General features: G+C 44.9%; 7 protein-coding genes and 1 pseudogene. 4 read left to right on the top strand and 4 right to left on the bottom strand.

Annotated features, from left to right (window positions below; all coding sequences use genetic code 11):
• Positions 1–262 (bottom strand): annotated as a pseudogene (locus WAK81_RS07850) (ATP-binding protein); the annotation flags it as partial.
• A gap of 23 nt (positions 263–285) precedes the next feature.
• Between WAK81_RS07850 and WAK81_RS07845 the strand changes: the two are divergent.
• Both WAK81_RS07845 and WAK81_RS07840 read left to right on the top strand, forming a co-directional pair.
• A complete protein-coding gene (locus WAK81_RS07845; RefSeq protein ID WP_422196370.1) occupies positions 286–630 on the top strand; it encodes a hypothetical protein in 345 nt (114 codons plus the stop codon).
• The gene (locus WAK81_RS07840) at positions 623–1,246 is read left to right on the top strand and encodes a helix-turn-helix domain-containing protein (RefSeq protein WP_422196369.1); all 624 of its coding nucleotides are present in this window, start codon (positions 623–625) and stop codon (positions 1,244–1,246) included. The genes WAK81_RS07845 and WAK81_RS07840 overlap by 8 nt, the downstream gene beginning before the upstream one ends.
• On the opposite strand, the gene WAK81_RS07835 is transcribed toward WAK81_RS07840, so the two are convergent.
• The 3 genes from WAK81_RS07835 to WAK81_RS07825 form a co-directional block, all read right to left on the bottom strand.
• Positions 1,243–2,448, bottom strand: coding sequence for a tyrosine-type recombinase/integrase (locus tag WAK81_RS07835; RefSeq protein ID WP_422196368.1), 1,206 nt, complete (start codon positions 2,446–2,448; stop codon positions 1,243–1,245). The genes WAK81_RS07840 and WAK81_RS07835 overlap by 4 nt on opposite strands.
• A gap of 153 nt (positions 2,449–2,601) precedes the next feature.
• Complete coding sequence (locus tag WAK81_RS07830; RefSeq protein WP_422196367.1) at positions 2,602–7,125, bottom strand: translocation/assembly module TamB domain-containing protein; 4,524 nt, start codon at positions 7,123–7,125, stop codon at positions 2,602–2,604.
• Between the two features lie 35 nt (positions 7,126–7,160).
• Positions 7,161–9,917: an autotransporter assembly complex protein TamA gene (locus tag WAK81_RS07825; protein ID WP_422196366.1), complete on the bottom strand. Its 2,757-nt coding sequence runs from the start codon at positions 9,915–9,917 to the stop codon at positions 7,161–7,163.
• Between the two features lie 174 nt (positions 9,918–10,091).
• Between WAK81_RS07825 and WAK81_RS07820 the strand changes: the two genes are divergently transcribed.
• Together WAK81_RS07820 and coq7 are read left to right on the top strand one after the other, a co-directional pair.
• A complete protein-coding gene (locus tag WAK81_RS07820; RefSeq protein ID WP_422196365.1) occupies positions 10,092–11,411 on the top strand; it encodes an MFS transporter in 1,320 nt (439 codons plus the stop codon).
• A gap of 3 nt (positions 11,412–11,414) precedes the next feature.
• Positions 11,415–12,050, top strand: a complete 636-nt coding sequence (gene coq7, locus WAK81_RS07815; protein ID WP_005247248.1) for a 2-polyprenyl-3-methyl-6-methoxy-1,4-benzoquinone monooxygenase — start codon at positions 11,415–11,417, stop codon at positions 12,048–12,050.
• Positions 12,051–12,116 lie beyond the last annotated feature (66 nt).

The raw sequence follows: 12,116 nt of genomic DNA, 5'->3' as shown, positions 1-12,116 counted from the left end.
TCGGCTTCATGCGGTCATAGCGTGCATACAAAACCTTGTGAATTAACTCACGACGCTTATCGCGGTCATGTAGTCCGTATTCATCCAGGATTAACAGGTCATACTGGCTGAAGTCATAAATCACAGATTTTTCTGTAGCGTCCGGCTGCTCCCATGCGTTCATGATTCGCTATGCCAGATCTTCGCTAGTGATGTACCGTGCATACTTACCCTTGTTGAGTAATGTCCGAGCTGTAGCGCAACTCAAATGGGTTTTCCCGGTAAGCGCTTCTATGAGGTGGCGTGATGGATATTCAGAAAGAAAGAGAAGCGTTTGAGGCTCAAAAACACATTAAGCCTTATCTTAATAGTGTGGTATTTGACCAAAGTAAAAATAAATATGTAAGCGAAGATGATTGTGAAATTGTCTGTAATCATTCAGCAAAAGTAGTTAATAGCGGGTGGTTGTCATGGCAAGCCAAAGCCCAAGCGGTGCCGGAAGGATTTGTTCTTATGCCAATCAAGCCAACTGAGACAATGGTTATGGCGGTTGTGAAAGAACACAAAGGTGATGCCTTTTTGCCATATAGCTTGTATGACGCTTATGTGAAGCAAGCCATGATCGAAGCACAGGAGCCAGCCAATGACTGAAATTCAACTAACCAAACTTCAATTGGCTAACTATGTTTGTGATGAGCTGCATAAAGAAATGCCATTTGATCTGATTTTTAATCAGGACGAATTCGTGCCATTTATGGAAATCATTGATACTTCAAATCTTGATGTTGGGTTTTCGGTTAAGAGCATCGGTGACAAGGTTCATGTTGGTGTGACCAAGGATAATTCGAACGGCATATATGCAGCATTAAGCAACTACCTCGAAAAGCATCAAAAGCCTGAAAACTGCATTGATCAGTTTATTGCAAGCGGTGAATTTGATAAGGCTTTTAAAGATGTGTTTGGGTTGCCTAAGTGTAAGGCTGAGTTTGGGAGAGGTGTCGTGAAAATTAAGCTAAATGAAATGTCGCAGCAAGATAAAGATGTCCGCTTGAACCGTTTCCTTACTGCACCAGATCAACAATTTTTTCTGCAGGAAGATGTGGCAATTTACCTATCCTGCTCTATCCACACCTTGCAGCGCTTGCGCTGTGTAGGTGGTGGGATTCCATATACAAAGGTGGGTCGATGCGTCACTTACAAGAAATCGGACGTACTAGCCTATCAAGAGCGACAAATTGTAATGAATACAGCTCAACTTGCCTCTTAATCGAAGCAGTTGAGCTTACCCTGATACACGGCTTCAATGTCATTCATTGCAAGCCGTAATTTTTTGAGTGATACCTGCACATATCCACCAGTCACATCATTCTTTGCGCCGGAACGATGGTTTAAAAGTCGTTTGATGGTATATGGGCCATAATCCAAATTATTGCAGATGGTGGCAAAAGTTCGACGCAAATCATGCAATGAGATTTGGATACCAGTCTGCTCACCAATAGTTCTTAGTAAGCCTTGAGCACCTGCAATATGTTTTGCACTTGAAGTCATATTGGAACCCGGGAAAACATAGTCATTTCTTCGTAACTCATAACGCTGTTTGATAATCTCAAAAAGGTGGTCACCCATTGGCAGTAAATGGTCATCACCATTCTTCGGATCCTTAAATACAAACAAGCCTTTTTCGATGTCTACATTTTCCCACTTCAAGGTTTGAGCCTCGTTTCTGCGGCACCCGGTATACATGATGAATAACACCAGATCACGCGCGGCATTCTTGGAGGCATCTTCATATAAAGAGCGTTCAGTGAAGTAATTCAGGACTGCATTGTAAAAAGTATGAATATTGCTTTCATCCAAATGGCGGGTCCGGGCCTTGGTTTTATTCCATCCACGTTTCGCAGGTATCACATCGACCGGGTTGTGCTTGAGAATTGGGTTTTCATCACTGGAACAATGCACCTGGGCAAATCGCCAGATAGAGCCGAACATTTTCAAAGTAAGGTTGGCTTGAGTAGGGCTATATTCAGTCAATTTAATAAACCGGTCAAATACATCCTTTTTGCTAATCCCAAAAATAGGCTTATCTTTCCAGTCCGAAAGAAAATTATCAATGCAGTGATTATATGTGGTGATTGAGAGTGGTTTTAATTTTCGCTGTTTTAAGTAAAGGTCAAATGCCTGGCTTAAAGTCATTTCATCATTTAGAGCATCTTTCTTTTTTTCAAAAATACCATTAGAGATGTCAGCCAAAATAGACTGAGCCTTTTTTCTGGCTTCAGCAGGCGTAATCTCATTAGTCTTACCTAGTGCCACACGGAATAACTTTCCAGCATGCCGGCGCTCAATGATATAAGATTTGCTTTTAGTGGTAGCCCGGACTGCAACACCAATTAAGTCTGAGTCACGATAGATGGCTTGCCCTTTTTCAGTCAATGCAATAGCATCAACATTAGTCTTGTTGAGTTTCATTTCAGGCTTAATCTACAAATTTGACACTTGCATTTTAAGCCTGAAATTACTCAATAGCCTACATATAGTCTACACCCAAAAATTAAATGTAGACTTATACTCATAAAAAATTATATAAAATAAAAACTTATAAGCATTTGAACTTTCAATCCACTAGAATCGCCAATTATAGAATAAGTCAATTGCCCGCTCTAAAGACTGACTCGCTTCTAAATACAGACGCTGATTTACCTGATAACGTAAAGTCAGCTTATTCACTGGTGTGAATACCCCGACCCCATAGCGCAGATATAAATCTGGCGTAATATAACCAGTTACAGAAACCTGGGTATCATCTCCTGTACCCTGCGCATCCAGAGCTAGACCAGTTAAGCCAAAACTGCGCCCGATCTGGTTGGTCAGTGCGCGGGTGCCACCCAAGCCCAGACTGATCCCCGCAGCAGCGATCGTATTATTCACATCGGATCTAAATCCTTCAGCCTGGCTTAAACCAGATACACCTTCATTGACACGACCGGTAATCAAGGCATTCAAGGCTTCCTGTTCTGACAAGCCCGCATCATTATAGATCTGAATACTTGGACTCGATGCCGTCCCTGTTACGCGTACCCCGACCGTACTACCCTGAACCGATTTATTGGCATCAATGTCCAGTGTCGGATTGGTAAGTTCACCATTAAAACGCGCGATAGCACGATTTAGGTCCAGACTTTGGCCATAGGCTTCGATTTTCACTCGTTGCGATACCCCGATCGCACCATTGGCACGCATTGCGGTTTCCAGACCACGCTGTGACAGATTGACTCGACCCAATAGCGGAATACGGCTGTCAAAGCCCTGGAAGATTACCTGATTCCCTAAGGAAACGGCGACATCTGCCCGGATATCCCAAGGACGTGCCGACTTCAAGATCGCTAGTTGATCATCACCTTCACGCACGACACGTACATCTGAAGATAAACCGACTACAGGTTCTGAGGCTTCAGGCATTGAAATCAATGCACGCGGTACATCGACTGTACCACTCAGACTCAGTTTTTTATTAAATGGGTACATGTCCAGAGTTAAATCAGGTGTCACCACAGCGGTAATTAATGGTGCCTGACGAATCAGCAGATTATCACCTTGCAGTTTTAACTGCACTCGCGGATCGCCTTTCCAGTCGACCGATCCGGTTAATTTACCCACACCACGACCACTGTTAAATGCGCCATTGATGCTGGCAGAATTCTGACGTATGGATGAATAAAGTTGTAGGTTGGTCAAGTTCACCGGCAAGGAGATCATGCTGATCGAAGCATCTTTGACCCGAACCTCACCCTCAAGTAAAGGATCCGTTAAAGTTCCGCTAATTTTTCCGGCATAAGATAATATCCCGTCCAGATTACGGATATCCTGAATAAATGGCTTAAAGACCTTGAGCCGTACCTGGTTAAAGGCAATTTCACCACGCATCGGTTTACTGTCACGATATGGATCAATGATGACATTAGCATATCCGGTTCCGATATCCGGTGTTTTAACGTCCAGCCGAAGTTGCAAGCCATCTGCCACGCTTTTTGCCACCAGACCGACTTCATCATATTTCAGTGTAGAACCCAAATAATCTGGATCTTCAGAAGATAGGCCCACCACACCATTACGCGTCACCAGACGTGCGTCAATTTTAGGTTTAGCACCTTGCGCCCAGGCAGCCTTGGCATAACCATTGACTTTACCCGTCAACGCCAATCCATCAGGCAGGAATGCACTGAAGTCTTCCAGATCAAGGTTTTGAGTAATAAAAGAGGCACTACCACGGTTTTTGTTGACCCGAATCGGCTGATCAAAACACAACTGGCTTTGCTGACTCATCCAGCAATGAGCACCAACAAACAGATCCGATTGAGCACTGTTATAAATCACTGCTGCATTTTGACGCTGCACCAGACGGGCACGTAAAGAGTCAAAATCACCTTTTTGAATCTGACCCAGCCAGTTATTTTGGGCATTAAAGCCACCGGCGAGCTGCACAAAGAATTTTGACAGGCGGTTTTCTGCCTGCACTTTGAGAATGTGTGCAGCACGGGTACCGGCCAGTGATATCTCACCACGTACAATCTCGCGTGAACCGCTACGCAGGCGATCCATTGTCGCGGTCAATAAAGTTGGTGTGCTTTGCGATGTTGGCAACTGTCCGCGAACACGAACTTTCTGCACGCTAAACAGGTTTTTAAAGGCAAAATTGTCGATAGACAGATTAGCCGAAGCCTGCAAACGTGGTTGTGCCTGCATATTGATATAGCCCTGCGCACGACCTCTTAAGCCCGGATACAATTCAAACAGGGCCGGCGCATTGACTTTCAGTTGGAGATTTTGTGCATTACCGGTCGCCTGAATCTGGTTGCTGGCATAAGACAGGAACAGGTTATTGGCTTCAAACTGCTGTGGTACAAAACCGCGCTGATTTGAGTTAATGATGACCGATAAATTACCTGTGCCACGAACTGGTTTGTTATTCAGCATACCGGCCAGATTTAAACGTTGAATCTGAATGCGTTTTAAGGCATCTGACCACACCCCTTGGGTTTGCACATTACCTGACAATTCGCCTTTCAGTTTGGCATTAAAATATTGCGGCTTAAAACGGATTAAAGATGCATTGATATCCCAGCCAATGCCATTCGCCAGATTGACCAGACCGCTGGCATTAATCTTGCCAGCCACACCATCATGACGGAATTCATTTATCTTCAACATTTCTGGGGTGCCTGAAACGCGCAGTTTCAGCATACCCTGACTGGCTTTAAGCTGGCTGGCATTTAAAGCACCATCATAATTGACCGCATAACCTTTAAATCCGCCACCCGCTTTTTCATTATGGAATAACAAGGCAATGGTGCTGTTTCCGGTCAAACGTACGGTTTCATTCTGCTCCGCCAGTCGTCCGGTCAGGTCGACACTATTCAATTTAATAATCTGCTGATTCGGTTGCGCATAACCATTGGCTTTAACCTGGCCATTCAAACGATCTACCGGTGAAGCTGCAGCAATACTTTGGGTATTCAAATTTTTGGCATTTAATACTGCGGTCCATTTTAACTGACGTTTTTCCTGTGGCAGTTCAATCCGTGCATTGCCGCTTAAGCTACCTGCCTGTGCATTGGCGCTGTAATTAAAGCTCGGGACATTCAGGATATTTTTGTTCAGATTGAGTTTGGCCTGATACATGCCTGCAGGCAGAAGACCTTCTTCATGCTGCTCGACTTTAGTCGCCACATGAATATTCTGCTGACCTTCGACCAATGCCAATTTGACATCGCCAGACTCACTGCTGAGCCAGCCTACATAAGGTACGGCGCGATCAATATTTTTCCAGGTAACATCCAGCAGCATCGGCTGCGCTTTATTGCCTTTGACCGGGTTTTGATCCAGCTTCAGACTCCAGCTTTCATAGCGGTCGAAATCAACTAGTCCGGTAAGGTGCAGGCCATTTTCCAGGTTACCCGCAGAAGCAATATTCGCATCCAAACTTGGTGGCAAGAAATCTTGTACGACTTGCGGAATGCGCTCGTGCTTAGGATCAATCCCATTTAAGCGTCCAGCCAAATCCCAGCTGACCCGGTCTTTCCAGCCCACTGTCCCGGCAAGGGTGACTGCGCCTTTCATCAACTGACCATTCAGATCGGTAATATTCAGCTGATTGACCAGATCGGTATACATCACCGCACTATACTGACCTTGCGGAATATTTTCCCCAATCAGGTCAGTCTGGACATTCAGGTCCAGACGCTTGATATCACCATTGAACTCGGCAATGCCGTCTTTGGTAAACAGTTTCTGTTCGGCCAGAATAGGCCAGTGATAATCCTTGAACTTCAACTCGCCACGCATCGGTACCTGAGGACGCATAGGATGCACGACAACCCAACCGGTTAATAAATCAGGCGTATTGGTCGCTACGCCAGCCTGGATGGTGTCCAGCGTTCCGCGTGCCCGCACCTGAATATCATGAATATTCAAGCTGTCTCTTAAGGAAGGCAGATTGACTATGCCCGTGGCATCTAGAGGATATTTGCCTTCAAACTGCATTTTACCCGTGGCTTCACGTACCGACAGATAGCCCATGTCCATACGGGAATCTTCAAAATTTAATTCGGTGCCGGACCAGAGTGCCTCATTTAATTCGATATTATAGAAATCGACTGCATTGGTCTGGGTTTTAATCACCAGATGATCCAATAGCAAATGATCGACACGCAAGATAAAAGGCAAACGGATAGCATTGAACTTGAACGGTTCGCCCGTTGAAGGTCGCTTGTTAATAATTTGCAGATTGAGGACATCGGCTTCAGTCAGATGAATTTCTTTTTTGACAATTGCGCGCCAACCCAGCTTGACATCAGCACGATCAATTTTGACATCGACTGGTTTCAGGCTGACCAGCACATTTTTAAGAATAATCCCGCGCCATAAATTGCCGCCTTCATATTCATATTGAATAATTTGCTGGCGTTGCAGCACCTGATCCAGCAGGAATTTACTGCCCTGATTGGTCGAAAACAGTAGAGCCAGCACAGACAGCAGAAAAATCAGCGAGAAAAGCACCGACAATAGGATGCTTCTGAATATACGGCGCTTTTTCGGCACAACGTTAGCTTGTGGTTCTTGTTCTGGCTGTGGTTGGTTCTCGACCATGATCTACCCAAATAACTATTTTTTAAAATGATGTTTTATAACTGCGATCCAATAAAGAAATGTAAACGAATCGGATAATTGTCATCAGACAGTCCAGTCGCAACATCTATACGTATTGGCCCAATCGGTGAAGCCCAACGTACACCCACACCCGCGCCATATTCGGTCGGATTATTGAATTCTTTATTATAGGCATTTCCGGCATCTGCAAAGACCGCAGCACGCCAACCTTCCTTAAACTGATAATTATATTCTAATGAAGCCACACCCAAGGCCTGCCCGCCCACTTTAAAGCCGTCAATTTCCGGAGAAAGGCTCTTGTAGTCAAAACCGCGGATACTCTGGTCACCGCCAGTAAAATATCTCAGGTTATACGGTACTTTGGCAAAATCTTGAGTAAAAATATAGCCTGCATCGGCACGACCAACAAACTGATGGTCTGCATTTTCACCCAATGAATAGATAAAACGCCAGCCTGCATTCACAATGGCCATATCCGCATCAGAGAGTAAAGCCTCGCTGCCCAGTTCAATCTTATAAGTCTGTTTGAAGCCTTTGGTTGGGTTGACCCGACGATCACTCTCGGTACGTGAAACTTCATAACCGACTAATAGCGATTGCTGTTCATCTTCGGTATTAAAGCGAAAAGCTTCTGGAATCTGGTTAAAATCAACAGAACCATCCTGCTTCAAGCGATCCAGACGGTAACGTGCGCCAAAAGTCCGCTGCCAGCTACCACGTGGATTCTTGATAATCCGGTCTGCACCTAAGACTGCCGATTCAATCAACAGGCCTTCACCCTGTGCAACACCTTCACGCTCTTCACGCTCATAACCACCCACAATACTGACATAGTCATTCAGCGGATGGTGATAGGGAATATTATAACGTCCATCAATCGACTGACGGATGCCAGATAACTCCATGTTGGCATCAAACGAATGTCCGCGCTTGTTCACAATGGCACGGCGATATTGACCACGTAAACGGATATCGGTATCTGTGCCATAACCCAGACCCACTTCAGCACTATTTAAACGGTCTGCATTTAAAGTCACAATCACTGGAATCTTTTTCTCTTCTCGTGCCTGTACTTTTAAACGGTCCTGTTCATTCTCTTTGGTTTGCTGCTCAACCCGCAAAGTTCTTAAATTTGCACTTTCCTGATCGCGGCTACCGGCAAACTGGTCTTCATCCACGACATTCTGGGTCACTTCCTGAGAAGAGGATACCGAGCGAGCTGGTTGCATCGTAGCAGCCTGATCTTCACTCCGTTTCTGTTCTTCAATCAGGCTTTGAATATCGGGTGCCAGTTCCAGCTCTTTATCAAGCGGATCAGGGCGAATCGCATCCACCAGGGTATAGTTGAAATAGCGTGAGTTGGTCAGATTATTGGCCAGGCTATTAACCCGCCAGAAGGTATAATCAGCACCATCTGTCCAGGTGACCAGACTTTCCAGTACGTCTCGGTCCAGCGGGAATTCCTTTTCAGGATCACTCATTCTGAACTCGACATTGCCTAATTTATAACGTTCACCCGTTTCAAAACGCAGGTTCACATCGGCGGTGTTTTGTGGCTGGGCAATCTTTACATCATGCAGACGCCAGAATGAATCAAAATAACCGTTGTTATTGGCTGCAGTGGTAATGCGTGTCTTGGTTTTTTCATAATTGCCATGGTTGAAAATATCGCCTTCTTCCTGTTCAGGCAAAAGACTGATGACCTGGAATTGTGGCTGTTCCGCACCCTCTCCAGTAAATTCAATATTTTGAGTACTAATCAGGACAGGTTCATTCGGGGTCACAAAAACCCGAACCCGACTGTCAGAGATTTTTTCAAGCCTGAACTGGGCATTATAATAACCCACCGCCCGCGCTGCCTGTCTGGACAAGGTGCGTAATTGCGGCAAAGCTGAATTAAAGTCGCCAAAAGACTCCTGGGTAAAACTGGACAACTTGGCTTTGACATTATTTCTTAAGTTCAAATGGCCTTCAGGCACATCTTTACGATTCAGCATACCGTTGCTTTGCGCCACACCTTGCCCATTCATGATCACCACATCTGCACTAATTCGAGGAACTCTTGCGGTCATGATCTGACGTGGAGGACGGATTTTATAAAATAGTCGTTTGAACAGATTCGGACGTTTATCATCCTCAGCAACCAACTGACCCGGCATTTCTGGCAAGGTCAATCCGGCTTCATTATTTTTTACAATAATCTGGCTGTCTGCCTGAATCAATTGCATCAACTGATCGACATTAACCGGCGCCTGATTAATTTCCAGCAGTTCTTGCTGGCTGATATCGGCCACCACCGTTTCGCTGGTCTGAGTATTGCGATAGTTTTGTGCTTCCTGTTTGGCTTGCTCGGCTACCTGATAAATTTCATTGGCCATGTTCTGATCAATGGTCTGCATAGGCAGATCTTCCAGATCATCAAACTCGATCGGCGTAAATTCACCCAGACCAGATCCTGCATTTTGCTGTTGTTCCAGCATCAACATGCTGTCAACTGGAACTTCAGGCTCCAAGGCTTCTTCAATTTTTTCTTCCGCTTCCGTTTCGGACGTGGCCGCACCCTGACGAATCGCTTCTTTAGATAACTCGTCCACCATTTCTGCCTGAGAAATGGCCACGGGTGTTTCGGGCTGTTCGGTTTGTGCCATGCTCTGATGGGATAACATCATAAAAAAGATGCTCATACACAGCTGCATACCACTATGCTGTGGTATGAGAGGCCCCATACTGCGATTTAGCATCGTTTTTTTAAAATTTTTCTTTGCAGGCATAGCAAACTCTAAACGAATACATTCTTTAATTGATTATTTGACCGAAAAATATAAGCTAAGGAGCTTAATTAATTGGTTTTTACCTTTACATGGCTGAAAGTATCTTACATGATTTTTCTCAATGTTTACGCATAACTGACATTTCTTAATAAAACTTAATGTAGCACGGCCTATATGAACAAAAATGAACATTTGTTAGCTTCTCGGCGCTTTTTACCGATGTTTCTGACGCAGTTTTTTAGTGCATTAAACGATAATGTATTTAAACAGGCGTTACTGCTGGTCATCACTTATGGCTGGATTCAACAGCAATCGGCCAGCATCAGCACTTTAAATAATCTGGCGGCTTTATTGTTTATCTTGCCCTATTTTATTTTTTCAGCCACTGCCGGTCAGATTGCCGACAAATACGAACGTTCACAGCTGATTCGCTATCTCAAGCTTCTGGAAATTGCCATTATGTTGCTGGGAACTGTCGGTTTCCTCATGGGCAATTTATGGATTCTGTTATTTGCCCTATTCCTGATGGGAACTCATTCCACTTTCTTTGGTCCGATCAAATATGCCATTTTACCAGAAGTGCTGAAACCAAATGAATTGATGTCCGGCAATGCCCTGTTTCAGTCCGGAACTTCTCTGGCAATCCTATTCGGTATGATTCTGGGCGGTGCAGTCATTGCAGCTTCGGCCGGCAACCTAATCTGGATCAGTTTAACCGTAATCAGCATCGCCTTGATTGGTTATATATCCAGTCGCTATATCCTGAAACAAAGTATTCCCGCGCCTGAGCTGCAAGTTGACTGGAATTTTTTTCGCACCAGCTTGCAGACCTTGAAATATGCCAAAGGCTTACCTTTGATTTTTACCATTTTACTGGGCAATTCATGGTACTGGTTTTATGGTGCAACCTATCTGACCCAGATTCCTCAGCTGACTTTACAAAATCTGCATGCATCTGAAAATGTCGCCAGTCTACTCTTAACCTTTTTCTCTGTCGGGATTGGGTTAGGCTCATACTTATGCCGTAAAATTGGTGGCAGCCAGGTCAACATTAAGATGGTGCCTTTTGGCGCGATCGGTCTGGTGATCTTTGCCCTATATCTGGCCGCAAGTCTAGCCTTTGTTCCGGAACGTACAGGCGCATTAATCGGTCTGGCAGATGTCTTTCAGCAAGGCTGGAGCTATTACCATGTGATGCTGGCCGTCACCTTACTCGGAATTAGCGGCGGTTTTTATATCGTACCCCTGTATGCCATGATGCAGGCACATTCTCCCCGCTCACATCGTGCACGTGTGGTTGCAGCAAATAACATTCTGAATGCCGTTTTCATGGTATCTTCTGCTATATTCTCGATTATTATTTTAAGTGTTTTAGAGCTTGATCTTAAAATACTTTTTTGTATTACTGCAGTATTGAGTGGCCTGTTTACCTTATGGCTACTTTTCCGGCTGAAACCAATGATCAAAACTGCAAAAGCGCCCTTGGAGGATTAATTCATGCGTCAATATACAGGTCTCGATAAGCTGATTCATTCTTTTGACCAGGCATTACGCAGTCTAGTCCCGGGCACGACTTCGGCCCAACGTGAAAATCCAGCCCAACCGGTAGAAACACAATTAACGGTCAGTGATGCACGTCATGTGGCAGGTTTAATGCGGGTCAATCATAGTGGTGAGGTTTGTGCACAGGCGCTGTATCATGGTCAGGCCATGACGGCGAAACTCCCAAATGTGCGTCGCGAAATGGAACAGGCTGCGATTGAAGAACAAGATCATCTGGCCTGGTGTGAAGACCGACTAAAAGAACTAGATAGCCATACCAGTCTGCTCAATCCGGTCTGGTACGGTCTTTCCTTTGGTATGGGTGCGATTGCCGGGATCGCAGGCGACAAATACAGCTTGGGTTTTGTGGCTGAAACAGAACGTCAGGTCAGCATGCATTTACAGCATCATATTAGCCAGTTGCCACCGCAGGATGAACGTTCTCGTCGTATTCTGGAACAGATGAACGAAGATGAACTGCATCATCGAGATACAGCGTTAAATGCGGGTGGCGTAGACTTGCCCGTTCCCGTCAAGATCGCCATGACCGGCATTTCCAAATTGATGACTAAAACCAGCTATTTTATTTAAATAAGACGGTTTTAGTTTGAGCCCACTCATTTGTGGGCTTTTTAATATGTGTCAAATCTTGAGCGA

The sequence above is a fragment of the Acinetobacter sp. genome (assembly GCF_049284435.1).
Taxonomy (GTDB): domain Bacteria; phylum Pseudomonadota; class Gammaproteobacteria; order Pseudomonadales; family Moraxellaceae; genus Acinetobacter.
Note: the sequence above shows the minus strand (reverse complement) of the source record. Positions and strands in the feature narration are given on the sequence as shown.